Source organism: Carboxylicivirga sp. M1479 (assembly GCF_007097485.1).
Lineage (GTDB): Bacteria > Bacteroidota > Bacteroidia > Bacteroidales > Marinilabiliaceae > Carboxylicivirga.
The window spans coordinates 77,076-103,542 of the sequence record NZ_VKDE01000013.1; the positions used below are offsets into that span (position 1 = coordinate 77,076).

At 37.9% G+C, this 26,467-nt stretch carries 23 protein-coding genes; 8 read left to right on the top strand and 15 right to left on the bottom strand.

The window, feature by feature from the left end:
• Positions 1-11 precede the first annotated feature (11 nt).
• From nqrF to FNN09_RS09460, 4 genes are all read left to right on the top strand, one after another.
• A complete protein-coding gene (gene nqrF / locus FNN09_RS09445) occupies positions 12-1,271 on the top strand; it encodes an NADH:ubiquinone reductase (Na(+)-transporting) subunit F (protein WP_143301854.1) in 1,260 nt (419 codons plus the stop codon).
• Positions 1,272-1,548: 277 nt separating this feature from the next.
• On the top strand, positions 1,549-3,780 hold the full coding sequence (locus FNN09_RS09450) for a S9 family peptidase (protein WP_143301856.1): 2,232 nt from the start codon (positions 1,549-1,551) through the stop codon (positions 3,778-3,780).
• Positions 3,781-4,536: 756 nt separating this feature from the next.
• Entirely contained in the window at positions 4,537-5,529 is a 993-nt protein-coding gene (locus FNN09_RS09455) for an FAD:protein FMN transferase (RefSeq protein WP_143301858.1), read from the top strand.
• A 71-nt stretch (positions 5,530-5,600) separates the two neighbouring features.
• A complete protein-coding gene (locus tag FNN09_RS09460; RefSeq protein WP_143301860.1) occupies positions 5,601-6,728 on the top strand; it encodes a hypothetical protein in 1,128 nt (375 codons plus the stop codon).
• Between the two features lie 89 nt (positions 6,729-6,817).
• On the opposite strand, the gene FNN09_RS09465 is transcribed toward FNN09_RS09460, so the two are convergent.
• Positions 6,818-7,087, bottom strand: coding sequence for a hypothetical protein (locus FNN09_RS09465; protein WP_221932464.1), 270 nt, complete (start codon positions 7,085-7,087; stop codon positions 6,818-6,820).
• A gap of 125 nt (positions 7,088-7,212) precedes the next feature.
• Between FNN09_RS09465 and FNN09_RS09470 the strand changes: the two genes are divergently transcribed.
• Positions 7,213-9,636, top strand: coding sequence for a thiamine pyrophosphate-dependent enzyme (locus FNN09_RS09470; protein ID WP_143301861.1), 2,424 nt, complete (start codon positions 7,213-7,215; stop codon positions 9,634-9,636).
• A gap of 355 nt (positions 9,637-9,991) precedes the next feature.
• On the opposite strand, the gene FNN09_RS09475 is transcribed toward FNN09_RS09470, so the two are convergent.
• Positions 9,992-11,911 (bottom strand): Na+/H+ antiporter NhaC family protein, encoded by a 1,920-nt coding sequence (locus tag FNN09_RS09475; protein ID WP_143301863.1) that lies wholly within the window; start codon positions 11,909-11,911, stop codon positions 9,992-9,994.
• A gap of 597 nt (positions 11,912-12,508) precedes the next feature.
• Between FNN09_RS09475 and FNN09_RS09480 the strand changes: the two genes are divergently transcribed.
• A complete protein-coding gene (locus tag FNN09_RS09480) occupies positions 12,509-13,102 on the top strand; it encodes a YqgE/AlgH family protein (protein ID WP_143301865.1) in 594 nt (197 codons plus the stop codon).
• Here the strand turns inward: FNN09_RS09480 and FNN09_RS09485 are convergent.
• The 5 genes from FNN09_RS09485 to FNN09_RS09505 all read right to left on the bottom strand — a co-directional run bounded on the left by FNN09_RS09485 (position 13,071) and on the right by FNN09_RS09505 (position 17,066).
• Positions 13,071-13,949, bottom strand: coding sequence for an aminotransferase class IV (locus tag FNN09_RS09485; protein WP_143301868.1), 879 nt, complete (start codon positions 13,947-13,949; stop codon positions 13,071-13,073). The two genes, FNN09_RS09480 and FNN09_RS09485, sit on opposite strands and share 32 nt — an antisense overlap.
• Positions 13,949-14,446 carry a D-glycero-beta-D-manno-heptose 1,7-bisphosphate 7-phosphatase gene (locus FNN09_RS09490; RefSeq protein ID WP_143301870.1) on the bottom strand — a complete coding sequence of 166 codons (498 nt, stop codon included), beginning with the start codon at positions 14,444-14,446 and terminating at the stop codon, positions 13,949-13,951. Before FNN09_RS09490 ends, FNN09_RS09485 begins: the two co-directional genes overlap by 1 nt.
• A 101-nt stretch (positions 14,447-14,547) precedes the next feature.
• Positions 14,548-15,159 carry a rhomboid family intramembrane serine protease gene (locus FNN09_RS09495; RefSeq protein ID WP_143301872.1) on the bottom strand — a complete coding sequence of 204 codons (612 nt, stop codon included), beginning with the start codon at positions 15,157-15,159 and terminating at the stop codon, positions 14,548-14,550.
• A 119-nt stretch (positions 15,160-15,278) separates the two neighbouring features.
• A complete protein-coding gene (gene holA, locus FNN09_RS09500) occupies positions 15,279-16,280 on the bottom strand; it encodes a DNA polymerase III subunit delta (RefSeq protein ID WP_143301874.1) in 1,002 nt (333 codons plus the stop codon).
• A gap of 9 nt (positions 16,281-16,289) precedes the next feature.
• Positions 16,290-17,066 (bottom strand): AMP nucleosidase, encoded by a 777-nt coding sequence (locus FNN09_RS09505; protein ID WP_143301876.1) that lies wholly within the window; start codon positions 17,064-17,066, stop codon positions 16,290-16,292.
• A gap of 137 nt (positions 17,067-17,203) precedes the next feature.
• Between FNN09_RS09505 and FNN09_RS09510 the strand changes: the two genes are divergently transcribed.
• Positions 17,204-17,659: a type I restriction enzyme HsdR N-terminal domain-containing protein gene (locus FNN09_RS09510; protein ID WP_143301878.1), complete on the top strand. Its 456-nt coding sequence runs from the start codon at positions 17,204-17,206 to the stop codon at positions 17,657-17,659.
• 1 nt (position 17,660) lies between these two features.
• On the opposite strand, the gene FNN09_RS09515 is transcribed toward FNN09_RS09510, so the two are convergent.
• From FNN09_RS09515 to FNN09_RS09550, 8 genes are all read right to left on the bottom strand, one after another.
• Positions 17,661-18,173 (bottom strand): GNAT family N-acetyltransferase, encoded by a 513-nt coding sequence (locus FNN09_RS09515; RefSeq protein ID WP_255434076.1) that lies wholly within the window; start codon positions 18,171-18,173, stop codon positions 17,661-17,663.
• Positions 18,173-20,092: a PD40 domain-containing protein gene (locus FNN09_RS09520; protein ID WP_143301881.1), complete on the bottom strand. Its 1,920-nt coding sequence runs from the start codon at positions 20,090-20,092 to the stop codon at positions 18,173-18,175. The genes FNN09_RS09515 and FNN09_RS09520 overlap by 1 nt, the downstream gene beginning before the upstream one ends.
• A 166-nt stretch (positions 20,093-20,258) precedes the next feature.
• Positions 20,259-21,848, bottom strand: a complete 1,590-nt coding sequence (locus tag FNN09_RS09525; protein ID WP_143301883.1) for a PD40 domain-containing protein — start codon at positions 21,846-21,848, stop codon at positions 20,259-20,261.
• Between the two features lie 104 nt (positions 21,849-21,952).
• Positions 21,953-23,119, bottom strand: coding sequence for a glycosyltransferase family 2 protein (locus FNN09_RS09530; protein ID WP_143301885.1), 1,167 nt, complete (start codon positions 23,117-23,119; stop codon positions 21,953-21,955).
• A gap of 46 nt (positions 23,120-23,165) precedes the next feature.
• A complete protein-coding gene (locus FNN09_RS09535; protein ID WP_143301887.1) occupies positions 23,166-23,600 on the bottom strand; it encodes a BT0820 family HAD-type phosphatase in 435 nt (144 codons plus the stop codon).
• Positions 23,601-23,609: 9 nt separating this feature from the next.
• On the bottom strand, positions 23,610-24,062 hold the full coding sequence (locus FNN09_RS09540) for a hypothetical protein (RefSeq protein ID WP_143301889.1): 453 nt from the start codon (positions 24,060-24,062) through the stop codon (positions 23,610-23,612).
• Position 24,063: 1 nt separating this feature from the next.
• The gene (gene recR / locus FNN09_RS09545; RefSeq protein ID WP_143301890.1) at positions 24,064-24,684 is read right to left on the bottom strand and encodes a recombination mediator RecR; all 621 of its coding nucleotides are present in this window, start codon (positions 24,682-24,684) and stop codon (positions 24,064-24,066) included.
• 157 nt (positions 24,685-24,841) lie between these two features.
• Positions 24,842-25,459 (bottom strand): DUF4294 domain-containing protein, encoded by a 618-nt coding sequence (locus FNN09_RS09550; protein ID WP_143301892.1) that lies wholly within the window; start codon positions 25,457-25,459, stop codon positions 24,842-24,844.
• A 139-nt stretch (positions 25,460-25,598) separates the two neighbouring features.
• On the opposite strand from FNN09_RS09550, the gene FNN09_RS09555 reads away from it, so the two are divergent.
• Positions 25,599-26,321, top strand: a complete 723-nt coding sequence (locus tag FNN09_RS09555) for a GIN domain-containing protein (RefSeq protein ID WP_143301894.1) — start codon at positions 25,599-25,601, stop codon at positions 26,319-26,321.
• Positions 26,322-26,467 lie beyond the last annotated feature (146 nt).

A 26,467-nucleotide genomic window follows, 5' to 3' on the forward strand; every position in this document is an offset into this window, starting at 1 on the left:
ACGTATTAGAAATGACATTATTAGCAATTGATAGTACAGTAATCTTTACCAGTGTAACGATTTTCCTTTTGGTAATCCTACTATTGGTGTCGATTCTATTGTACGCTAAGAAAAAACTGATGCCATCAGGCGAAGTAACCATCAATATTAACGATGGGGAGAAAGAATTGGTTGTTGAACCAGGTCAGACTTTGCTATCTGCATTAGGAAGTAATAAAATCTTCTTACCATCAGCTTGTGGTGGTGGTGGTACATGTGCCATGTGTCGTTGTCAGGTTGATAGCGGTGCGGGTTCAATTTTACCAACCGAAACAGGTTATTTTACCCGTAAAGAGGCTGCCAATAACTGGCGCTTAGCATGTCAGGTAAAAGTGAAAGAAGATATGGCTATGCAAATTCCTGCCGAAGTAATGGGTATTAAAAAGTGGGAATGCGAAGTGGTATCTAACGATGGACAGGCAACCTTTATTAAGGAGTTTGTGGTGAAGTTACCTGATGGTGAAATCTTAGACTTTAAATCGGGTGGATACATCCAGATTGATGTGCCTAAGATTGATGTTGATTTTAAGGACATGGATATTGAGGAAGAGTATCGTGGCGAGTGGGAAAAATTCGGCATGTTTGACTTAACCATGAAAAATCCAGAGCCAACATACCGTGCCTATTCAATGGCTAACCACCCTGCGGAAGGTAATATTGTGATGCTAAACATCCGTATTGCTACTCCACCTTGGGATAGGGTTGCCGGAGGATTCCAAAAAGTGAACCCAGGTATCTGTTCTTCATTTATCTTCTCGCGTAAGCCAGGTGATAAAGTAACGGTATCAGGACCTTATGGTGAGTTCTTTATTAAAGAAACGGAACGTGAGATGATGTTTATTGGTGGAGGTGCTGGTATGGCGCCAATGCGTTCGCACATCTTCCACTTGTTCCATACTTTAAAAACTGGTCGTAAGGCTACTTTCTGGTATGGTGCACGTTCTAAGAAAGAGATTTTCTATGAAGATCACTTCCGTGCCATCGAGAAGGAATTCCCGAACTTTAAGTTTACCATCGCCCTTTCTGAGCCATTGCCAGAAGATAACTGGGAAGGTTCTACAGGATTTATTCACCAGGTTATTCATGACGAGTATTTAAGCAAGCATGAAGAGCCAGAGGATATCGAGTACTACCTTTGTGGTCCTCCGATGATGAATGATGCAATTACAAAAATGCTCTACGATCTTGGAGTGCCAGATGAAATGGTTGACTTTGATGATTTCGGATCATAAACATATTTTAAGCCCCTGAAAAGGGGCTTTTTTTATGCCTTATTTTTACTGTTTACTTAAGTGGAGAATGTGCCTACAATAATTTAGGTTTTTGTTTAAAATAACTTTATGTAGTCAGTGTATTCAATTGTTATATGAATCGAATATTGTCTTTTGAATTATTGCTTAATAACATGCATAACTTATGATTTTTATCACAGGATGCCTTGCTTTGATACTTTACATTTGATGTTTTAATTGATATTATAGTTATTTCTACATTAAAAAATAGTGACTCATGAAAGTATTAACGCTTGTTTTATGTTTCTTTTTATGCCTACCTGCCATTGCGCAAAATGAAACACCTGAATTAACACTAGAGAACATCTACAGTCATAACGTTTTAGACATTCATTACTTTGGGCCAGTACGTTGGTTGAAAGACGGTAAAAGTTATGCAGCCCTGGAAAAAAATTCTGTAACCAATGCTTCTGATATTGTGCGTTACGATGCCAAAAGTGGTAAGAGAAGCATAATGGTTGCATCTCAGGACCTCCTGCCTCAGGGAAGTGATCAGGCATTGTCCATTCGCGATTATCAGTGGTCAGATGATAATTCAAAAGTGCTTTTATTTTGTAATACAACCCGTGTGTGGCGTTATCATACCCGAGGCGATTATTGGGTGTATAATCCGCAAGCAGGCACCCTGCAACAGTTGGGGGCTGATATGCCAAAGTCCAGTCTCATGTTTGCCAAATTTTCTCCTCAGGGCGATCGTGTAGCCTATGTGTGTGAAAATAATGTGTATGTTGAGCACCTTGCTAATGGAAAAAGAATAGCCCTTACAAACGATGGAAACAAGCATATTGTTAATGGAACATTTGACTGGGTTTACGAGGAGGAGTTCGATTGTCGTGATGGTTTTCGTTGGAGCCCTGATGGAAGTAAAATTGCCTACTGGCAATCTAATACCGAGGGGACTGGAACTTTTTACATGGTCAATACTGTCGACTCGGTATATTCGCAGCTAATACCATTGCCATACCCCAAAGCTGGAACCACCAATTCGGCTGTGAAGGTTGGTGTGGTGAGTGCCGATGGTGGTGAAACACAATGGTTAGATATACCTGGAGATCCGCGTAATAATTATATCCCACGAATGGATTTCATACCCAATAGCAATGAGTTGATGATTCAGCAGTTTAATCGCTTGCAAAACACCAACAAGATATGGGTGGCCAATGCTAGCAATGGCTCTTTAAATAATATACTTACCGAGTCGGAAGATACCTGGGTGGATGTACATGATAACATACAGTGGTTGAAAAATAACCAGTTTTTTACATGGACTAGTGAACGCAGTGGTTATCGACACCTTTATATGGTTAGCCGCGATGGAAATACTGTTACCCCTATTACAAAAGGCGATTTTGATGTAGTGAGCATTCAACGAATTGATGAAAAAGGGGGATATGTATATTATACAGCTTCTCCTCAGGAATTTTATCGTAAAAATTTATACCGAAGCCGATTAAATGGTAAAGGCCCGGCTGAACGTATGACTCCTACGTCATTTGTTGGGCATAGTAACTATCAAATATCACCAAGTGCTAAGTATGCGATCCATCGTTTTAATAATTCGTCTACACCAACAATCACTTCTTTGGTGAGTTTACCAGCGCATAAACAAGTTCGCATGTTTGAGGATAATGCGGCTGCTAAAGCACGTTATGATGCCTGGGGATTACAAAGCAAAGAGTTTATAAAAGTAGATATTGGCAGTGCCATCTTGGATGCCTGGGTAATTAAACCGCGTGATTTTGATGCTAGCAAAAAATACCCAAGCATATTTTACGTATATGGCGAACCGTATTTGACGGAGGTACAAGACCAGTGGAAAGGATCAGATTTGTGGCATCAGTACATGGCACAGCAGGGTTATGTAATCGTGTGCGTTGATAATCGTGGTACAAAAGTGCCGCGAGGCAAAAAATTCAGAAAGTGCATTTATGGTCAAGTGGGTGAATTAGCTGTTCACGATCAGGCCGATGCTGCTCGCAAAATTGCAGAAGAATATTCATATATCGATGCCGCTCGTTTGGGTATTTGGGGATGGAGTGGTGGTGGTTCCATGACACTCAATTGCATGTTCCGCTATTCAGATGTCTATAAAACGGGTATAGCCGTAGCTGCTGTTTCTGATCAACGCATTTATAACACCATATATCAAGAACGATACATGGGGCTACCATCAGTTAACACTAAAGGGTATGTTAATGGATCACCCATAACACATGCATCAAAGCTAGAGGGTAATTTAATGTTAATACATGGTACTGGCGATGATAATGTGCACTACCAAAGTGCCGAAATGTTAATATCGGAATTGGTGAAGCACAATAAACTATTCAGCTTTATGGCATACCCTATGTGCGGGCATAGTCTGTACGAGCGTCCGAATACATCATTACATTTGCGTCGTACGATGGAGGATTACTGGTTGAAAAACCTAAGGCCTGGAGGCGAGTAGCACAACTTCATAATTAATTAAAAGAATAAGGTAGCTGTTGTATCTTATACTGTATGTAGGGAATTTGCTTATAAGCATTTTAATCACGTCCACACTTCGTGGTACTTTTCCTTGGCAAGGAGGAGAGGGTTGAAAAACCGTCCCCTCCTGAATTTTAGGAGGGGTGCCGACAGGTGGGGTGGTATAATTGGTTTTATAAGCAATTTCCCTGATACTGTATGGATGACAGCTACCTTTCTGTTTTTTTGGCAATGAGCGGCTATAAATTCATCCATCTATGTAGCAATCGAGTTCAAGCACCAACACCAAAGACTCTATTGTCTATGATTTTTAGTCGATATTCTGGCTTTTTCGTAGGTTCTTCTAGTTAAAAGCGAGACGTTCCTCCATATTTAGTACGCTTTTCTATGAATTTCATCAAATACTATTCAAAAAAGTCAGATGATTCTACGAATTTGATAGAATCATCTCCCAAAAAGTGAGATCGTTCTATCTCCATTATAGAAAGACCTCCCAAAAAGTTAGATTTTCGATACTTTAATTTAGCATATTGTCTCTAAAGGGCAGAGTTTTTATTATGCTGGGTTATTAAGGGCATGAACAAGTAACCTTGTTTAGGCGAAAAGCTAGGCTCCCGATTGTTTCCAGCACATCTAATATCGCCAAAGTTGGAATTTCCTTAACTCTTTATCACCTTTGCTGGCCTAATTATTTGATTTTAATATGTCACGTCCAACTCCGCTCAAAATTTCGTTTATGCGCCTATCAATACTATTACTTGTTACAGTTGTTATATCGGCTTGTCAACCTAAAAAAAAATTTCAACGCAACGAGGGCTTAATTTTTGGCACCATTTATCACATGACCTATGAAGCTCCACAGGATTTGTCCGACACCATTCAAAGTACTCTTAATGCCTTTGATTGGTCCATGTCAACTTACAAAGAAGAGTCTGTAATTAGTAAGCTTAATCGCAATGTTTCAAATGAAACAGACATTTATTTTCGTCAAGTATTTAACAAGGCCCTGGAAATCACAAAAGAAACCAGTGGAGCCTTTGATATGACGGTTGCTCCTTTGGTAAATGCATGGGGTTTTGGTTTTTCTAAAAAAGATAGCCTGACTGATGGCGGCATTGATTCAATTATGACTTTTGTTGGAATGGATATGTTGCAACTGAATGGAACGAAACTGGTGAAGCAGAAGCCTGAAATAATGCTTGATGGAAGCGCCATTGCTAAAGGTTTTGCTGTAGATGTAGTGGCTGATTTATTAGAAGCATACGATGTGGATAATTATATGGTTGAGATAGGCGGAGAAATGCGTGTTAAGGGTCATAATCCTAAAAATACGGCATGGCGTGTTGGTATTGATCAGCCAATTGATGATCCAGAGGTACTCAATCGCCAGTTACAAGAGATTATTGGCATTAGTGATTTGGCGTTAGCCACATCAGGTAATTATCGCAATTTTTACATTAAGGACGGTAAAAAGTACGCGCATACCATTAGTCCTTTCACAGGCTATCCAATAAATCATCAGTTGTTAGGAGTATCGGTATTAGCTTCAGACTGTATGAGTGCCGATGCCTATGCTACTGCATTTATGGTATTGGGTTACGAACAAAGCATTGCAATTGTTGAAAAGAATGCTGATTTAGAGGCTTATTTTATTCTCGCCGGTTCAGGCGACGGATATGAAATTAAAATGAGCACAGGTTTTTCCAAATATCTTATTGACAAGTTGTAAAACACGAGCTAACTTGCAGTTTCGAATGAGGGAACTAAACAAATTTGTTAACCAAATTAATCAAATGGCTCATGAAAAAAATTGCAAGTTATGGATGGTTTATTCTAGTTATAGCATTATTAGTAGGTGCTTGTGAAGGAGTAAACGAAGAACCAAATCCAGATGTTAGTGACTTATCTTTAGAAGAGGCAGTTAATGGTGCTGCCCTAAACATTGATGCTGCAGTTGAGGATATTGAAGCCTCATACGCTTATCAATTGTTTGCTACGCAGGCAAGAACAAAAGGAGGGAGCGAGGAGGATGCGCCAACGGCTAATATGTACCTCGAGGATATAATGGGTGTTTACGAATATGCCCCATCTGATGATGATGGAGGTAGTAAAACACAATCGAAATGTGAATCCATTTTTAAACGTACAGGAGACAGTGAGTGGTTAGTGGTTTACATGCCATTTGAAAAACTATTGCAGCCAAAACAGCTATTTGAGTACGATTCAGAAAGTGAGATTGTTAATAACTTAATGATCAATACCACTGAATATCTCTATGAATCATCACAAAAAGAGAAGTGGATGAAGTATAATTTGGCATCTAACTTTATGGTGGATGAGGAGTATGCCGGGCATTTGTGGGTTCAAGAAGAGAAGCAAGGTTTTTTGAATGTTAAAAACAGTTCAAAGTTTGGCTTTACCGATGAGCATTTTATCAAAGTAATGACACAATTCAATGATACTTTGTTAATTAGTTATGGCTTGGAAAATGCCAATGAAGAGAAGTTGTACTGTGAAACCATATCATTTGTGTTATCAGGTTTGGGCCAAAATGCCAATTTGCAGTTTGCCTACGAAATGCAGATTGGTGATGTGCGAATTGTTAAAACCTTAGATGAAGAAGTGCAATTGGTGTATCACATTTATAAAGGCGATGTATTGCAAGAGAACGCCATGGTAGAAGTGATAATGCCTGAGGGTGAGTCCGCAACAAGCTATAACTGCCTATTTATGCACAATAACAAAGATTTAAAAATCACGTTTGATGATGAGTCAGAAGTGCTATTGTCCGATCTGTTAGGCGATTCGCAAGACGTATTATCTGGTTTGTTCTCTACAATGAAAGATATGTACCTATCTAAAGTAATTGTCAATCATTTGGCCTGGACTATTTATGCCGAACAAAATTGTGACGACGATGAAGGATAGAATACTTCAATAAAATTGAAAGTTGGGTTTGGGTGCGATTATAGTTGAATGTAAAAAGAGGTTTTCAGTAGAAAACCTCTTTTTATATACTAACAACTAGTTGTGTTACTTTCATATTCTCCATCAAGCTTTAGGGGCTTGATTTTAAATGCTTCTTTGCGGGCTAATTTGTCTTGTGTTGTTGCACATTGTATACCTTTGTCATTTAAGGCTTTATTACCACCAATATGGGTATTGGGGAACTTACCATTCTTTTGAAGCAGAATGCGTATTGACATCAACGCAAAAACAATTCCCATTAAAATAATCGTCAATATTAAAACCGGCCACATATCTATCCCTTTTTTAATTCGGTACAAAAGTACTAAAATTTGTTATTAGGCAAACAAAGCAAGCCTTTCATATGTTTGATAGATGCCCAATAAATTATGATACAATCTTACTAGATTTGTATTCAGCAACTAAATAGTAAAAAATTCATTATATGTCAGTAGATGGAAGTGAGCTCAGTTTTATTGAGTTTAAGAAGGAAGTGATTACCGACTATAAAATTGCCTGTGTAAGCCGTCAAATGAGCTTGCTTGCACGTAAAGAGGTTTTAGGAGGAAAAGCGAAATTCGGAATTTTTGGCGATGGCAAAGAAATCCCCCAGATTGCCATGGCAAAACAATTTAAAAATGGCGATTGGCGTTCAGGTTATTATCGTGATCAAACATTTATTTTGGCTGCCGGAATGACAACTCCCAAAGAGTTTTTTGCTCAATTATACGGAGAAACGCGGACAGAATTAAATCCTGATAACGGAGGTCGTTCATTTAATAATCATTTTGGAACACGTACAATTGATGAAACAGGAGCGTGGAAACGCTTGACTGACTTAAAATGTACCTCCTCAGATATTTCTCCAACAGCGGGTCAAATGCCTCGGTTGGTTGGTTTGGCAATGGCATCTAAATTATATAGAAACAATCCTGGCTTAAAGGAATTTGATCAATTTAGTATTAATGGTAATGAAGTGGCTTTTGGTACCATTGGTGATGCCAGTACATCAGAGGGTCATTTTTTTGAAACGTTAAATGCCGCAGGAGTTTTACAAATTCCAATGGCTGTTTCGGTATGGGACGATGGTTATGGAATATCCGTGCCTAAAAAGTTTCAAACTACCAAAGAAAGTATCAGTAAGGTTCTTAAGGGCTTTGAAAAAGGAGCCAAAGATAAAACCGGTATGCTTATATACACGGCTAAAGGTTGGGATTATGCCGGCTTATGTCAGATGTATGAGAAAGGTATTAAAAGATGTCGCGAAGAACACGTGCCAGTTCTGTTCCATGTAGAAGAGCTAACACAACCAGTTGGTCACTCAACCAGTGGTTCACACGAACGTTATAAGTCTGCGGAACGTCTTCAGTGGGAGAAAGATTACGATGGTTTGGTGCAAATGCGCAAATGGATGCTTGAAAGTAAACTAGCTTCAGATGAAGAGTTAGATGTGATTGAGCAAGATGCTTTATCTGAAGTTAAGCAGGCGCAAAAAGAAGCTTTTAAGGAGTTTAATGATGCCTTTAAGCTGGAACGAAAGGAATTGCTGAGTATCATTACTAAAAAGGAGTGTGTTTGTAACGAGATAAAGCAGGATAAAATTGACGGGATTGTCAATGAATTGAAATCCAGTTTAGCACTCAATAGAAAAGAAATACTCAGCGCTGCACGCAAAGTGCTCCGTCATTACTGTTCGGCATGTGAAAAGCCAAATAGTATGAAAGCTCAATTGAAAGAGTGGGTTAAGAAATACTTTGATGAGGGATGGGAAAATTATAGCAAGTGGCTTTATAGTGAGGATGAGTTCTCTGCTTTAAAGGTAAAACCTGTTGACCCTGTTTTTGATGCCAACTCAAGCAAAGTGCCAGGCAGGGAAATACTTCGTGATAATTTTGATTATATATTCAAAAATAATCCACGTGTAGTTACTTTTGGTGAAGATACAGGCTTTCTGGGTGGTGTTAACCAAACACTGGAAGGCATGCAAGAAAAATATGGGGAGTTGCGAATTCGTGATACAGGTATTCGTGAAACGACCATTATGGGTAAAGGTATTGGAATGGCTTTGCGAGGACTGCGTCCTATCGCTGAAATACAATATTTCGATTACATACTCTATGCCCTACAAACCATGAGTGATGATTTAGCCACAACACGCTACCGAACAAAAAACGGACAGAAAGCGCCGGTTATTGTTCGTACCCGAGGACATCGTTTAGAGGGAATTTGGCACAGTGGATCTCCATTGAGCATGGTTATTAACTCCATTCGTGGGGTATACGTATGTGTGCCGCGCGATATGACACGAGCCGCTGGTTTTTATAATACCTTATTAGCGGCCGATGATCCGGCTTTGGTTATCGAACCTTTAAATGGTTATCGTTTACGTGAGCAGTATCCAGCCAATATTGGCGAATTTAAGGTGCCATTAGGTATTCCTGAAATTATAGAAAAAGGGAGCGATGTTACACTGGTTACCTATGGATCATGTGTGCGCATTGCACAAGATGCCGTTAAGCAATTGGCTGAAATAGGAGTGTCGGTCGAACTGATTGATGTACAAACCTTGCTGCCTTTTGATATCAATAAGGTGATATTGGAGTCTGTTAAGAAAACCAATCGCGTGGTATTTTTTGATGAGGATGTACCAGGTGGTGCAACAGCATATATGTTACATAAGGTGGTGGAGGAGCATGGTGCGTTTTACCATTTAGATGCTTCGCCTAAAACCGTGACGGCTAAAGATCATCGACCTGCTTATGGTACGGATGGTGATTACTTTAGTAATCCAAATGCCGAGGATGTGTACGAAGCTATCTATGCTTTGATGGCTGAATCTGATCCAATGCGCTTTCCTGCAATTTATTAATAACCCGAGTTCGATTAAAATTAAACAGCACAGATTTTATTAAATGACTGATATACAATATAAATTTTTGAAGCATAGCGAGCTATCGTGATGAAATTTAGAGAAGTAGATCAGTTATTTAATAAAAAGCCTGACTTTCCACTTGTAAACAACTATTTTCTTCGTCATATTTGCTTACCATTACTTGTTCCGCGTTAAGCGGAAGCCCGCTCCCGAAAAATCGGGACTAGTTATGCCTTCGCAAAGATTCCTTGAAACCAATTATTTACAAGCGGTCTGAGCTATTAATTTTATGTCGAACTCGGGTTAATATTAAAAGCTATCAGTCATTTGTATGTGGCTGATAGCTTTTCTTCTACACTACTTTCCCTTTTATCCGAATAAAAACAAAGAGTATTGCTCCTGCAAGTATGTAGGAGAAGATGACAGGCACTCCAAATGCTGATGGAAGTGTGCCGGCAAGCAATGCAATGGATCCAACCAATAAGGCATATGGCATTTGCGTGCGCACGTGATGAATATGGTTACACGAGCAAGCTAATGAACTCAAAATAGTAGTATCAGAAATAGGGGAACAGTGATCGCCTAATACAGAGCCAGCTAATACACATGAAACAGCATTGTAAAAGAGAGGTAAAATAGCTTCTGTATCCATGCCAGCTTCCAGTCCAATTTTCCAAATGGCGGGAAGTATTAAGGGATAAATTATAGCCATGGTACCCCAACTTGAACCAGTGCTAAAAGCAATAGCTGCAGCAAATACAAATGTGAGTGCCGGTATAAATTCCGGACTGATATTGATGGCTGTTAATATGCTGGTAATGAATTCAGCCGTGTGCAAGTGATCTGTTAAAATGGCCAGTGACCAAGCCAGTGAAAGAATTAATATGGCATGAAACATGGTTTTAAAACCATTAATCAGTCCTTCTATACTCTCTTTTAAATTGAGTATTCCTTGTGATGTGGTGAGTAATAATGCCGCAAAAACGCCAGCCAGCGATGACCAGATAAGGGCATTAAATACATCGGCATCGCCAATGGTTTGAGATAGTTTAGTGGTAAAGCTAAGGCTAGCATTACCCCAAACATTAACATTCCAACCCGTGTATATAAGGCCAGTCATAGTGCCAATAACCACAATTAGAACCGGTATGCCCGCATTGTACCATCTTGGTTTTACATCTTCTGAAACCTCAAGCTCTTTCATTATTTGCGGCGATCGGCCACTCTTCTTAATGTCTTCGGGATTGGACTGAATAGCTTGTTTTTCGGCTTTTAGCATAGGGCCGAAATCTCTCTTTTGCCAAATAAGTAGTGGAACAAAAAAGAGTGTTAATAAGGGGTAGAATGAATATTGCAATGATTGAAGAAATACCGAATAAGCTGACATTTCAAGGCCTATTTCAATGATGCCTTGTTGAATATAGCTTAATTCAGCGCCAATCCAGGTGGTAATAAATGCAATGGCAGCTATGGGCGCCGATGTCGAATCGACCAAATAGGCTAGTTTCTCACGTGATATCTTTAATTTATCAGTTACCGGACGCATGGTATTACCCACAACGAGCGTATTCGCGTAATCATCAAAAAATATTAAAAGCCCCATCAAGTAGGTAATCATTTGTCCTGAACGACGATTGTTAGCGTATTTTGATAAAATATTAACAACGCCTTTCATGCCACCATTAAGGGAAATAAGTGTGACCATTCCGCCTATCAGCATACTAAAGATGATTATAGATAAATGCTCGTGGCTTAATAAGGCCTGCATTAAATAGGTGTCTATTATGGCAAAAGCACCTTTAAAAACTGCCACAAATAAGCCTATGCCCGAGTATTTATAAATAACACTTGTGCCAATTAATAAGCCAATAAATAGCGATGAAAAGACTTCTTTGGTAATGAGCGCCATTAAAATGGCAATAAGAGGTGGAAGTATTGATAACCATAAGGGAATGGGTGTAATGTTCTTTTTTTCAACCCTATTTTGATGAATCAGTTGTATTTCCGTTGTTTCGCGAAAGGTATATTGGCAATAAAACCCCTCATCATCCATTTTTATTTCCCGTTTGGTACCATCAATAAGTAAAATAGGTTGAGCAAAGTTGTCGGTAGGTGCGCTTTCAATTCGAATGGTTGTATTCACACTACTCATAATCGCCGGCGGCAAAATAAGGTGACTTTCATTGGAAGAATTACCCAAAAGAATAGTTGGTGAAATAATTGATGATAGTAAAAAGATGAATGAGAATAAGATAAAAGCCTTTGTGCGCATAGTTTATTTTTTCACGAAGTTTAAATGTAAGCATATTGTGATTAAAAATAAACTATTTGCAAGGTGCAAATACTGGATGAAAACTGGACGGATAAATTCAATCACGGCAATCGCATTTAAGATTCAACCACTTTGTGGTTGTTATTAAAAGGTATATATCATACCCCCTGCATTCCATGCAGGGTTATTAATATTAAATCCTTTTCAGGATTTATCACCAACAACCACAGCGTGGTTGAATAAGAATAACCCCAGATAAAATCTGGGGCAGATTAAAATTCTCATTTATAGAATCCTAAAGGGATTCAACTTTTAAATGCGATTGCCGTGCAATTGGACTCAATCCTTATTTATAATCTTAAGAAATAGTAGGTGGAGTACATGCCGTTATTGTCAATTGATATTTTATTCTAAAAAGCTTCATTCAGAGGGTACTTACATCCCTAACGTATTATTACAAGTGTTGCGTTTGCATTTTATTGAGACTATGCGCTAGGTAGTTATTTTGTTAAAACCAATGTTTAAATTGATGAATATTGATCTATTTGCGAGCAACCTTTAATTAAATTTATTACATTTAAACAAGCAGTTTAATATATGAAGAGTTTGAATTTTGACATATTTAAAGGGCATAAGCCGGGATTAGAACCTGAAATTGGACGGGTTTTAATTGCAGAACCTTTTTTACAAGGCCCCTATTTTAACCGCTCTATTGTGATTATTACAGAACATGGAGCTGATGGTGCGGTGGGGTTTGTTTTAAATAAATCATCGGAATTATATCCCGATGAGGTGATTGAAGACTTGTTTAACTTCAAAGGAGAATTATACGTAGGCGGGCCAGTTGCATCTAATACATTATATTTTATTCATAGTTTGGGCGATAAGGTGCCCGACTCGGTTAAAATAACCGATACATTATATTGGGGAGGTGATTTTGAAGTAATTAAAAACTTGATTAACACAGGAATGGCCGATTATTCACAGGTGAAGTTTTTTGCTGGATATTCAGGATGGTCGCCAGGGCAGTTGGAGAGTGAGATTAAAGAAGAATCGTGGATTGTAGCCAATGTTGATGACAAGCTAATAATGGATGATGATATTGACCATATTTGGAAACAAGCAATGGAGGGCTTAGGCGATATTTTTAAAGCTTGGACTAATTTTCCAGAGAATCCATCATATAATTAGTGATATCCTCGTGAAGAAGACGACTTATTTTCTTGCTCATATTGCAGAAGTAACGTTTATCCTTAAGGCCTACCACCCATTGAATACCCTGAATAGCATTGCTTAGGAAAATTTCATCAGCCGCCAACAGTGTTTCAAAATTTGTACCTCCAACTTCGAGAATAGGGATTTTATTCGAGCGTAGAATGCGAATAACTTGTTTACGCATAACACCATCAACACAACCGGATGATCGAAGAGGGGTAAAAACAGTACCATCTTTAATCCAGAATAGATTAGAAGCCAAACCTTCTATCAGTTCATGTTTGGCATTACAAATAAGAACATCGTCTTTTTTTTGCTCAGTTTTGTAAATGCCTGCGAGAATAAATAGGAGCGAATTAGCCGTTTTGTATAAGCTAATACGACTCATGGCTTTCTGTTCGTCGTCAAATATATCAACTAGCAAGCCTTTGCTGTTCAGTTGGTAAGGGCTTGAGCTAAGGTGTGATGTTTCTATCAGGCAGTTAACCTTATTGCTACTAGGTGTATAAAGGCCTCCATCTTCACGAAAAACCGTTAGGCGAACACGTACATCGCCAAATAACTTGTTTTTTTGGATGAGAGAGCTTATTTGCTCGGACAGAATATTGGCCGGCGGCAGACTTTTTATGTCCATTTTTAACAAGCTCATACCATTGATTAAGCGTTGGTAATGATCTTGAAAATACGCCGGCTTTTGATGCATACATCTGATTGTTTCAAATAAAGCATCTCCATAACGAAATGCTCTGTTAGCGGTATAAAAAACAGGCTTGTCCTCCTTTATTTTAATACCGTTTAATGAGATGTATGCTGCCTGATCCATTAAAGTCCGGTAATTTGTTTGCAAATAGAAACAATGGATGAGTTACTCTCAATTTTAAAGCATTGCTTAAGGCAAGCTGCCTCACCTGCTTCAATGTCCCTGTCTGAATCGCCAATTAAAAATGATTTGCTTTTATCGATCTGGTGCTCGTCAATGGCTTGCAAAATCATTCCTGGAGATGGTTTACGACAATCACAGGCCTCAATGTCGCTGTGATGAGGGCAGTAATAGATGTCAGTAATACGAATGTCTTCATCAAACATTTCCCCTAAAAAGTAGCCGTGTACCTTTTCAACATCGTCTTCACTATATTCCCCTTTGGCAATACCGCCCTGGTTGGTTATTATAAAAAGCTTGTATCCTGCTTTCTGAAGAAGCTGAAGCCCCTCCACAATGCCGTTATTTATCTTGAAGTCTTTTGTTTTGTATATGTAATAGTGGCCTTCGTCATTATTGATAACCCCGTCTCGGTCGATAAATACTGCTTTGTTTTTCATCTGTATATAATTTATTATTCTATTTCCCCTGTATTCCTACTTAAAACAACGTACTGTTGATATAGTGTGCTACGAAAAAAATGATGCTTATTTATTTCAAACTACAAAAATACTCGAAATTCATTAAAAAAGCGGATAAGAAGAGATGGATTAAGAATAATAGGGAAGATAAAGCCGTAAACAGCACCCCAAAAGTGGGCATCATGACCAATGTTATCAACATTCTTTTTTGACATAATGCGAGAATAGATAAGGTAGCCAATGCCCAGTACTATACCTGGGATAGGTATGAAATATAGGTAGATAATGCGAAATGGATCGTAAAGGATGCTGGCGAACACAACAGCAGAAACTGCCCCTGAGGCACCAATGGCGTTGTAGTTATAATTATTTTTTTCTTTTAAATAAGAGTATATGCTTGATATTACAATGGCAGAAAAGAAGAAGAAGATAAATACGATGCTGCTATTCCCAGGTAAACTAACCAGGAAATACTGTCGAACCGGACCGCCAAAAGACCATAAAACAAACATGTTTATTAATAAGTGCATCCAACTGCCATGAAAGAAGCCATGACTGATCCATCTTACATATTCTTTACGATTTTTAATTTGCCATGCATTAAACTGATACTTGTAAAGAAGCTCTGGCTGACTGAAACCAGCAATGCTAATTAGTCCGATGATGATTATAATGATGATTGAAATATCCATGATAGTTAATAATGGTTATTGATTAATTATCAATTGTAAATGTTTAATGTATTAATCCGAATTCGATTAAAATTTAAGAGCTCAGAATTTATTAAACATTTATCATTAACAATTATAAGTTAGTGCATAATTTTAAAAACCAATTCCTTTAATAATTCTCCTGATTCTGTGGTTGAACTGCCAAACCCTTTTGATTTCATGTCATACTCCCGAATAAGGCTAATCACTTGAATCACTTTACGAGCTGGATAATGGCGTGCACCAGTTGTGTAATCAGCAACAAAAAATGGATTGATTTTCAGAGCTGAAGCAACCGCATTTTTCGATTTATCGGGTAAGTAGTAAAAGGCCAATAATTTTTGAAAGTACCCAAACAATGTCACTGTTGTCATTTGAATAGGGTAGGCTTTAGGGTTCTTACCAAAAGCAAGAATAATCTTGTTGGCTTTTGCAACATCTTTGTTTAATACTGCTTTTTGCAGTTCAAAGTTATTGTAGTCTTTACTAACACCTATGTTTTTTTCGATGTGCGCAGCCGTAATTTGTTGTACAGATGAGCCAATGGCCAGTTCAAGCTTGTCGAGTTCGTGCGCTATCTTTGATAAATCAGTACCCAAAAACTCAGTTAACAAGGCCGAAGCTTTGGGTTCAATCTTTTTACCTTTAACTTGTAGGTAGGAGTTTATCCATTGTGGTACTTGGTTATCGTACAGTTTTTTTGCCTCAAAAAGAACACCGTTTTTCGCAACACTCTTGTAGAATTTCTTCCGCTTATCGAGTGTTTTATAGCGATAATTAATAACGAGGATGGTTGAATTTAACGGGTTATTAGCATAAACCTCCAGGTCTTCTATTTTGGCAATGTTTTGAGCTTCTTTAACTATAATTACTTGATGCTGTGACATCATAGGGAAACGACGCGCAGCATGAATGATTTCAGTTGTATCAACATCTTTACCATACAAAACAGTTTGGTTAAAGCCTTTTTCCTCCTCACTTAACACATTGTCGGCAATGTGTTTGGTAATCTCATCTATAAAATAACCTTCATCACCCATTAAAAAGTAAATGGGACGGTATTTTTTTTGCTTTAATTCTTGTAAAATCTGCTCAAATGTCATTATGCAATCTTAGCTTTCAAATTTTAGGTGTTTCACCGATTTACCACCATTCATAATGGTTGATAAGGCTTTAATACCTAGTTTAATATGTCTTTCAACATAGTTTTGTGTTACAACTTCGTCACTGGCCGTTGTTTTTACCCCGGTTGAAATCATTGGCTGATCAGAAACCAAAAGCAAAGCACCAGTTGGGATGTGGTTGTAAAATCCGACTGTAAAAATAGTAGCAGTTTCCATATCTATGGCCATGGCACGGGTTTTTTCCAGATATTTTTTAAATCGCTGGTCGTATTCCCACACCCGTTTGTTGGTGGTAAAAACTGTTCCTGTCCAGTAGTCCAATTCATTATCGCGGATGGCACTAGATACGGCACGTTGTAGACTAAAGGCCGGAAGAGCGGGAATCTCTGGTGGAAGATAATCGTCGGAGGTTCCATCGCTACGTATAGCAGCAATTGGTAATACTAAATCGCCTAGTTCATTCTTCTTTTTGAGTCCACCACATTTACCTAAAAAAAGAACCGCTTTTGGCGATACTGCACTTAGTAGGTCCATCATGGTTGCAGCATTTGGACTTCCCATGCCAAAATTAATGATGGTAATTCCATTGGCACTGCAATTGGGCATGTTGCCGTTTTTGCCAAGTATGGGTGCATCAAACCATTCGGAAAATAGTTCAACGTAATGATTGAAATTAGTTAGTAAAATGTAGGGGGTAAAATCTTCTAGCTTTCTGCCAGTGTAGCGTGGTAGCCAGTTGTCAACAATTTCTTTTTTAGTTTTCATAAAAGATAATGTATCAGGTTAAGTGTAGTTAACTCATCCTACCTGCTTCGAGTCGAGCTGTGTGTAGGAATTTATTATTCATGCTAAGGTAAGTTTTTCTAATCAAATTGATTTATTTTGTCAAAAAAAAGGGAAGTATGTCTCAACTCAACCTACCACCAGTGCAGTTTAAAACCAAACAAGTAAATGAAAAAGTGCAGGTGTTTGATGAGGTTCGTAAAAAGTATGTGGTACTAACACCCGAGGAAAGGGTGCGTCAGCATTTTCTTCATTTTTTAGTAAAACAGCAAGGTTATTCTCCTGGTCTTATTGCGGTGGAAATGTTGGTAAAGGTGAATGGTTTAAGTCAGCGTGCTGACATTGTTTTGTATAACAAAAAAGGAAAGCCCAGTATTATTGTGGAGTGCAAAGCACCCGAAGTACCAATTACCCGTAAAACATTTAATCAGGCGGCACGCTATAACATGCCTTTGGATGTGGATTATTTAATAGTGACCAATGGAATGCAGCATTATTGCGCTCAGTTGCAAGGTAAAGATGGAGCTTATGAATTGCTGAAATCAATACCCATGGCTAAAGATGTTTACCTTTAGCTTACTTGATAAGTTGATACATGCATTCATCGGCATAGCCATTTTTGGTTTTACGCCAGTCTTTTTTTATTCCTATTAATTTGAATCCTACTTTTTCGAACAGAGCAAGGCTAGCTGTATTGTCGACAGAAATATTAGCGTATAGTTGATGTAGTGCCAGATTGTTAAAGCAATAGTCTTTAAAAAGCATCAGAGCCTCGTAAGCAAAGCCCCTTTGTCGGTATACAGCATTTATAATGATGCCGACACCTCCACGTTGGTGGAAAGGATCAAAATCAAATAAGTCGATCATGCCGATTACTTGCTTGGAGTTTTCAAGCTCAATGATCAGACGTAACTGTTTTGTTTGAAAAATATCGAGTTGTGCTTGCTCAATATACTTTGTAAGCTGGTGTTTAGAAAAAGGGGTGAGCGTATTGCTCACCTCCCATATTTCCATATTATTTTCCCATTGGTAGAGCAGATGAATGTCATCTGGCTCCAGGGCTCTTAAAACCAACTCTTCGTTGTTCATTATTCATTCATTAATTGCTCATATTGCTTGATGTCTCTTACAAAGCTATCTTGCCACAACTTGGTATTAAGCACCTTTTCTTTACCTTTTAAAGCGGCTTTATAACCTTTAAAGGAACCATATGAATAGCGGTAAAAACCATCGGTACATTTGTATTCTTTAATTAAGTCATGCTCTAGGCCAACAAATACATCATACGATGATAGTGCTTGTTTTAATGATAGAATTTGAACGGTGTAATATGGGATGCCATCTGAAGTATCAAGAGCTTGAACAACTTTTACAGTTTCTTCCTCTTCGCTTTCAGGAACCGGTTTAGCATCGGCTAGCATCATTACATCATCAAGATTGCTTGCCGTACTTGAACTCTTATAAGTCATTTCACGCGTAACATCTAATGTTGTGCTTTGCTCTTCGAAACCAAGGCCTGAATACTCAACAACATATTTGGCATCTGCTTCTAATATTAAAACATATTTACCTGTGCCAGGATGAGGACGATATTGACCAACAGGAGTGGTTTCTCCCTCACGAGTAACTTTTATTACCACATTTTCAATTGGGGCATCGTTTGTTGAATTAATACATCCTTTGATAACTGCTAAACGGTTAATCTCAGGCTCTTCATATTCAATTAAATAAATGTCTGTTCCGCCGTAATTGTCATCATAGCGAGCTGATGCATAGTAGGCAACATTGGGTGTAGTTGTTGGTACGAAAAAGAAATCATCGTCGGGAGTATTAATCGGGTAGCCCATGTTAATAACTGGACCCCAATTGCCCTCGTCATCCATTACGCAGTAAAAAATATCGAACTGTCCCATGGAATTATGCCCCTCGGAGCTAAAATACATTATTTTACCGTTGGGGTGAAGAACAGGCGTTTCTTCATCATACATGGTATTGAAAGCTTGCATATTCTCGGCTTTTCCCCATTCTCCATTAGGTAATTTTCGCACTCGGTAAATATCTAATCCACCCATTCCGCCGGGGCGGTTACTGGTAAAATATAGGGTTTGTTTATCAGCAGTTGCCGTTAAATGTGTCTCTTCGTATTTTGAGTTAATGGGGCTCACAGCTTTAACGGGTTCACTCCAGGTAGAACCATCGAACATGCTTGAGTACAAATTAGCACCATCAATATCATTGCGATAGATAACTAGTTCTGTGGCTTGAGCAGAAATGGCTACGCCTGCTTCGTGACCTGGTTTTTTGAATAACTCTTGTAATGATTTTGCTTTTTTCCACTCATTATCTTCTTTTGATGATGAATAGATACGTTCAGCATATTGTCCATCAAAAAGTAAGTCGCTATAACTTGAGGCTCGACGTGAAGTGAAAAATAACTGGCTTTGATCAGCAGATATCATTGGACTGTGATCGTCGTACTTGGAATTAATATTCGGACCAAGATTCTTTACTTTGAGCACTACAGGAGATTGCATTAGTTCAATGGCATTTTCACAAATCTCGATTTCTCTTAGTGCTTCTTGTCTTAGTAAATCATCTTCAGCTGGTAAAATAGCAATCAACTCTTCGTAGGCGGTAATGGCTTTTTCTTGCTCTAATAAGTATTGGTATGATTTTCCGATTGATAATTGAATATCAACACCTATATCTCCAATTTTCTCATCATCTTCCAGTAAGTTATATGCTTTCTCAAAATACACAATAGCCGTATCTGGCCCATCAGAAGTGTTGAGGTAGCAGTTACCAATATTGTACAAAACAGCTACATTTTCAGGGTTGGTTTCTAAAATATCAGCAAATAATTTAATGGCTTCACCGAAAGCTTCATCATTGGCTAACTTAACAGCTTCATTGAATTTTTTGGTGTCGACTTTAGTTTCTGTTTGTGCCCCCGATAAGTGACAAAAGAGAAGGAAGATAGCAACAATTAGTGCCTGTGGTCGTGTCATACCTTAATTACTTAGTGTTTGGTTTTAATAAATAACTGTGCAAAATAGTTAAAAATGTGTTTCTACAGCCTGTTACAAGTCTATTTTTTATTAACATACCCTTGTGCTTGATTGATAGTCGAAATGAGTGTGTGAAAGGAATATGTCAAATTATCTTCAAGCTTTATTATTGTTTTTTTATTAATACTGGATCTAGGTACGTGGCACTAGCTCTTGTTTTGTAATTAGAGCGATATGGAATTTCAATCTCTTTCGATTGACTAACCATACCAGGTGTATCAATGGTCATGGTGTAACTCACCCCAGTAGGAAGGATCATGGTGTACTTTCCACTACTTGCCTGCGGCTTATAAGTGCCAATGTATTCGTTAGAGTCAGTGCTTGTGATGGTTATTTTTGATGATACAGAGGGCTGTCCGGATTCTGTAAAGAGAAAACCAGAAATAACAGCTAAGGATCGTTCATCAGAAGCTGGAAATTCAATAATATATATGTCAGAACCGCCAAAACCACCACTTCTCTCTGATGCAAAATAAACGCGCTGTCCATCTAAGGTAGGCAGGAAAAATAAATCGTCACCAGGCGTATTGATTGGGTAGCCAATGTTCATCGCTTTGCTCCATTGTCCGGTGCTGTCTTTTTCAGATTTAAAAATATCGTAACCGCCCATTGAGTTGTGGCCCTCAGAGGCAAAAAATAGAGTCTGCCCATCATGTGATAAAAAAGGGCTCTCCTCATTCTTAGTGGTGTTGATGTTTTCGCCCAAAAGCATTGCCTTGCTCCAGGTGCCATTGGGTAGCTTATTGGTAACAAAAATGTCTTTTCCTCCCATGCCATCAGGTCTGTCGCTTACAAATAGTAAGGTGTTACCATCTAGTGAAAAGCTGGCATGGCTTTCTTCGTAGGAAGTATTAATGGGTTTCGGTAATTTTTCAGGCTGACTCCATTTATCATTCTTTAAATGACTAAGGTAAAGGTCGCCGTTATTGTCGTTACGATACATGATCATTGTTTGTCCATCAGAACTTAAACTGCAAGTGGCATCGTACTCATTAGTGTTGACGGTTTTACCAGCATTTTTAGCTGGGAGCCATTTGCCATCGCGCCATATGGAAGTGTAAATGTCTTCTGAAAATACGGTGTTACGTGTTGTTTCTTTACCTAAACCATGTTTATTAGAGGTAAACATGAGCAAGTTTTCATCGCCAGATATCACGGGGCTGTGTTCATCGTTTTCAGAGTTGATAGCCTGCCCTAGATTGGTAATTCTAAAGTCTACAGGAGCCTGTTTGAGTTTGGTAGCACTGTGGCAATAGGAGATGTGTTGCTTTAGTAGTTGATGTATTTTTTCTCGCTTCGGAGGCACTGTATCTTTCAATTGCTCAAACAGATTTAGGGCCTTATCAAATTCGTAATTCAAATGATAAGCTTGAGCTAAATGAAAATTAGCTTTTATGGCATTGTCATTTTTTGAAGAGTACAGACCAAATTGTTCTTTCGCACGTGAAAGTGGCAGAATTGCATTTTTTGTTTCGTGGTTTAAATTCAGCAAGCAAATACCTTGCATTAAAAAAAGATAAGCATCCTGTGGATGTTTTATTTGAAGTTTTTTAATGTCGTTTAGTGCCTCATCATAACGATTATTGCTAATCAATATCTCAATGGGAAGAATATCTTTCTTTCGGAGTTTCTTACCAGCAATATCCATTATTGAGATGGATGAGCAAATGAGGATAAGAAGTAGGTTTTTTATCATGAGAGCGAGTTTGAAAATGCATAATGCGCATTAAAAATGCAAAAATCATTTGCTGCACGCAAATCAAAGTACCATAAATCGTAATGCTTTTGGTGAGAGTGAGCTTATTGTAGGTGAATGACATGCCCTTTGTTGGCAGCACCATCACTAATAATGAGTGTAGACTTGTCTTGAGGTAAATAACCGTAGGTAGATGGGTGAGTTTCCAAATGTTCGATAACGGTCTTGTACTTAAGTAGGTTGAAGTCAAATATAGTTAATTGATCCTGCTTAGGAACATCAAGTGAATCTTGCATTATTATGGACTCATGCAGTGTTTCCTGAAGCTTTTTTAGCAGTTGTTTGTCGTCAGAGATTAATACAATTGACTGATAGTACTTTAAAGGCGTTGGTTTGCTAGGACCAAATGCTTTTGCCTGAACCAATTTTAGTGCTGTTAATAACTTAATACTTAGCCAAACAGTAAAGTTGGTAACAATTGATTTGTTTTGTTTGATGTGTAGTTTGTAAAACAACCACATTGAATGGTAAAAGTGCCAAACAATGCTTAAGCTATGCTTTGTGCTCTGTCCTTTAAAATGAATGATGGGACATTGAGGTAAGTAGGTGTTTTTTTGATTCTTTTTTTGCAGGCGGCACGATAGGTCAATATCCTCACCATACATAAAAAACGATTCATCCAGCAATGTGAAATTTCCCTTGTTATCGCGAGGCATGGCTAAAAAAGCTCCTGACAAAATATCGACTTGGTGTTGTTCATCAATCGGTAAGTGTCCTTCGTAATATTTGGCAAGTCGTTGCGATTGGGGGCGCCACTTGTAGAGTCCAAATATCTTATATAAAGAGGTTGTTAATTTAGGGAACCCGCGTTTCGATTCTTTCAAAAATTCACCATTACCATCCAACATTTTCACACCCAGTCCATTTGTTTCAGGATGTCTTGTGTGAAAGGTAATAATTTTTGAGAATGTATCTTCAGCAACCAAAGTGTCGGGGTTTAGCAGTAAAGCTAATTGTCCATTTGCGTTTTTTAAAGCTAGGTTGTTGGCTTTAGCAAAACCTAAATTTTTGGTGTTTTGAATGATTTTAACAAATGGATAGTCGGATTGAACCAGCTTGATTAGCTCCTGGTTATTGGAGTTATCAACTAATAAAACTTCAATTGAATTATTTTGTATAGCTGATTTTACCGAGTCGAGCGTCAGTTTTAAAAATGCAGGTGCATTATAACTGACGATTACAATCGATAATTCAAACTCAAACTGATTCATAAGGTACTTGCTTCGATACTCTATGAACGTGAAAATTTATGAATTGTTATTTATTGCAGAAAATAGCTTGTAAAAAACCACATAAGGTTCGGCGCTGAGCTTTTTGATAGTTGGCTTTGAATCGATCCGTTTCACTTTTAGACGCTTCTTTATTAATCCATTGCCAAATTTCGCCCCACCCCATAAATCCACCAACGTTACGGTCGTCAATAAAAATATCAGCATTCACTTTTCTGCTCATATTATCATTAATTTCTTCCTCAGGGTGGGTTCTGTTAACCGCATAAAACTCAATACCTCTTTTTTGACAGTATTCAATTGCAGCATCAAGTTCTTTACCCGATCGAATTGTCCATAAAATGAGCAGGTGGCCATCTTTTTGAAGTGACTTTAGTGTTTCAAAAGCAAATATTTTTTCTTTACCAATGGCAGGGTATTTATGCTCTACAATGGTACCATCGAAATCAACAGCTATAATCATGGGCTCAATTTATAATTCTGACTCTTGAATATTTAACTCTTCTAAAACGCTTTTTCTTCTAGGATAGTTAAGCAACAGAAATAGATAAACCAACCCAAATATCATTAGTTGGTTGATATTGCCAGTCATTAAATATCCTAAGAGGCTTAACAATGAGATGCCTTCAAGCGTCATTATTTTTATAAAAAAAGCCATGCGGTATTGCTGAAGCTTCCTGGCCGCATCCATATTTTCATCCAGATGTTTTACTTTTCTGTTTTGGAACATATAACTGGCAGGTATTCCTACCAAGGCCAAAATAACAATTAAAGATTTGAGATTGCTTTCGGCATTTGCTTCAAGCGAGTATACAGCTCCTACTTTTGTTATGTACATAAAAGATATAAGTGCAAATATGGCCAGCAAAATGGTAATGATAAAGTAGAGCAGTTTAATCTGCTTTAAGGATTTATGTGCGTTCATGTTATAGTGTGTTTTCAAAAGGTAATCGATTGACTAATGATCGTCCGAGTGTTACTTCATCTGTGTATTCGAGTTCATCACCAATAGATACACCTCGTGCAATGGTAGTTGTTTTAATATGATGTTTCTCAAACTTTTTATATAAATAGAAATTGGTGGTATCTCCTTCCATGGTAGTGCTTAGGGCAAAAATTAATTCTTTCACATCGCCTGATTTAACTTTATCTTCCAAAGGACCGATTGTTAAATCATCAGGCCCTATGCCATCCATTGGTGAGATAACTCCGCCTAGTACATGGTAAATGCCAGCAAATTGCTGAGTGCTTTCAATCGCCATCACATCACGAATACTCTCAACCACACAAATAAGTCCATGATCACGGTTTTGATCAGCGCAAATATTACAAGTTTCGCTGTCAGAAATATTATGGCAGCTTTTGCAGTACATAATTTCCTGACGCATATTGTGCAATGTGTCAGCAAATTTAAAAACCATGTCCTTTTCTTGCTTTAACAGGTGCAGCACCAAGCGAAGAGCCGTTTTTTTTCCTATACCCGGAAGCTTGGAAAATTCATTAACCGCACTTTCTAACAACCTGGATGGATATGATGATGGTGTCATAATCTATACTTCCTCAATTTGGCGCTAAGATAGTAAAGATTGTAAACTAGCAGTGAGAATGCAGACGGATAATCGTTGCATATATCAATCTAAAATATGTGTCGCTGTTAAAGGTTGGAATTAATAACTAAGATGCAATTATTAGTATTAAACATGTTTAGATTATGCCATTATCTACCAGCAAAATAATGTGTTCTATCATTTTGTCATCCCCATCCTTATGGTATTCGGCTTTGAGGTTTGAACCAAACAGACGGGCTACTCCTTGCCAAAAAAAAGCACTCATACCACCCTTAAAGTGCTTAATCAGCTCATAGCTTGTGTCACCTGTTTCGCGATTGATTAGCTTAATTAATAACTTGCCTTGTGAGAAAGTAAGCTTACGCAATGGTTGTTCGAATTCATCAAACAATTCTCTTTCAGCCTCTTTTAAAAAAGCTTTTTTCTCTTCTTTAGTAGTAAGTGAATCTAAATGCGAATTAATCGCATTTACCTTCTGTCCTGCACTGCGTGCATAGGGAAGTACAACTTTAATATTCCTTACAAACTTACCATATCGTTTTTTGTGACGCTTGTTTTTGAAATGGTAGGGCGGTATAACCGGTATTTCTTTCAGGTTAACGTGTGGCATGGTATCTTTTTCAACAATTCGATGTTGCAAAACAATATTGATAGAATCAGCCAATTCTTGTGCTTCAGTTTTAGGGGCAAACCATGTACTTATGGTTAAAATAACCAAACAAGCTACAAATCGATATTTACCCCTTAAAAGCATATGACAAAAATAGGGTGTAAAAAGGTTTATTAGCAAATTTAATTAATAATGGTGCATCCTTAGTGGTAAGAATTATGTCCTTGTTTAAACTGTGGCAGAATAATTGTTAACACATGCATGAATTTTTAAAATTTGCGATATGAAGATTTTCTATAAGGGATTACTGACTTTAATATTAGTATCAATGGTATTTACATCTTGCGATACCAATTGTGTAAGTGGGAGTGGCGATAAAATTACCACAGCACTTTACCTAGATGATGTGTTAGAAGTAGTAGCCTATGGTAATATGAAAATAAACATTCAGTATGCAGAAGAACAGAGTGTTTCTGTTGTTGGGCATCCAAATATTATTGATTTGTTAAACACACGTATTAGTGGAGGTGTTTGGCATATTGGCTTTAATGCCGATTGTGTATCTGATCTTGATTTAACAGTAAATATATCGTTGCCTGACATAGAAAAGATTGAGATGATTGGCTCTGGCAACATTGTAGTTGATGATTTTTTAGGATTGCATGAGTTAGATATGCGTGTGGTTGGTTCTGGCCATATACTATTTAATGAGCTAAACTGTGAAATTTTTAATATTTATGTTGAGGGAAGTGGTGAGGTTTATGCCAATGATGTAGCCTCTGTTGAAATGTATAATGCAACCGTTATTGGTAGTGGAAAGATTGATACATATAATGTAATTGGCGAAGAGTGTATTGCATCAGTTATTGGCAGTGGAGGTGTTAATTTAACTGCTATTGAAACACTAGATGCTGAAATTGATGGTTCGGGCATAATTAATTACATGGGCAATGCTACTGTTACAAAGCACATTGTTGGTAGTGGCACCGTGATAGATAAGAATTGAAATTTCAAAATCTTATTTGATGAACAGCTAATCGGAGGTTTAAATTAGCTTGAGAAAATTATGGTTTAAATGTTTTTAAGATTGCCTGATACACAACGAATTCATCTTACGAAATCGGGATTGCAAAAAAAAAGTGCTTCCTGCTG

Coding starts and splice junctions, on each gene's coding strand:
- nqrF (WP_143301854.1), top strand. CDS start 12: ATGACATTATTAGCAATTGATAGTACAGTAATCTTTACCAGTGTAACG.
- FNN09_RS09450 (WP_143301856.1), top strand. CDS start 1,549: ATGAAAGTATTAACGCTTGTTTTATGTTTCTTTTTATGCCTACCTGCC.
- FNN09_RS09455 (WP_143301858.1), top strand. CDS start 4,537: ATGCGCCTATCAATACTATTACTTGTTACAGTTGTTATATCGGCTTGT.
- FNN09_RS09460 (WP_143301860.1), top strand. CDS start 5,601: ATGAAAAAAATTGCAAGTTATGGATGGTTTATTCTAGTTATAGCATTA.
- FNN09_RS09470 (WP_143301861.1), top strand. CDS start 7,213: ATGTCAGTAGATGGAAGTGAGCTCAGTTTTATTGAGTTTAAGAAGGAA.
- FNN09_RS09475 (WP_143301863.1), bottom strand. CDS start 11,911: ATGCGCACAAAGGCTTTTATCTTATTCTCATTCATCTTTTTACTATCA.
- FNN09_RS09480 (WP_143301865.1), top strand. CDS start 12,509: ATGAAGAGTTTGAATTTTGACATATTTAAAGGGCATAAGCCGGGATTA.
- FNN09_RS09485 (WP_143301868.1), bottom strand. CDS start 13,949: ATGGATCAGGCAGCATACATCTCATTAAACGGTATTAAAATAAAGGAG.
- FNN09_RS09490 (WP_143301870.1), bottom strand. CDS start 14,446: ATGAAAAACAAAGCAGTATTTATCGACCGAGACGGGGTTATCAATAAT.
- FNN09_RS09495 (WP_143301872.1), bottom strand. CDS start 15,159: ATGGATATTTCAATCATCATTATAATCATCATCGGACTAATTAGCATT.
- holA (WP_143301874.1), bottom strand. CDS start 16,280: ATGACATTTGAGCAGATTTTACAAGAATTAAAGCAAAAAAAATACCGT.
- FNN09_RS09505 (WP_143301876.1), bottom strand. CDS start 17,066: ATGAAAACTAAAAAAGAAATTGTTGACAACTGGCTACCACGCTACACT.
- FNN09_RS09510 (WP_143301878.1), top strand. CDS start 17,204: ATGTCTCAACTCAACCTACCACCAGTGCAGTTTAAAACCAAACAAGTA.
- FNN09_RS09515 (WP_255434076.1), bottom strand. CDS start 18,173: ATGAACAACGAAGAGTTGGTTTTAAGAGCCCTGGAGCCAGATGACATT.
- FNN09_RS09520 (WP_143301881.1), bottom strand. CDS start 20,092: ATGACACGACCACAGGCACTAATTGTTGCTATCTTCCTTCTCTTTTGT.
- FNN09_RS09525 (WP_143301883.1), bottom strand. CDS start 21,848: ATGATAAAAAACCTACTTCTTATCCTCATTTGCTCATCCATCTCAATA.
- FNN09_RS09530 (WP_143301885.1), bottom strand. CDS start 23,119: ATGAATCAGTTTGAGTTTGAATTATCGATTGTAATCGTCAGTTATAAT.
- FNN09_RS09535 (WP_143301887.1), bottom strand. CDS start 23,600: ATGATTATAGCTGTTGATTTCGATGGTACCATTGTAGAGCATAAATAC.
- FNN09_RS09540 (WP_143301889.1), bottom strand. CDS start 24,062: ATGAACGCACATAAATCCTTAAAGCAGATTAAACTGCTCTACTTTATC.
- recR (WP_143301890.1), bottom strand. CDS start 24,684: ATGACACCATCATCATATCCATCCAGGTTGTTAGAAAGTGCGGTTAAT.
- FNN09_RS09550 (WP_143301892.1), bottom strand. CDS start 25,459: ATGCTTTTAAGGGGTAAATATCGATTTGTAGCTTGTTTGGTTATTTTA.
- FNN09_RS09555 (WP_143301894.1), top strand. CDS start 25,599: ATGAAGATTTTCTATAAGGGATTACTGACTTTAATATTAGTATCAATG.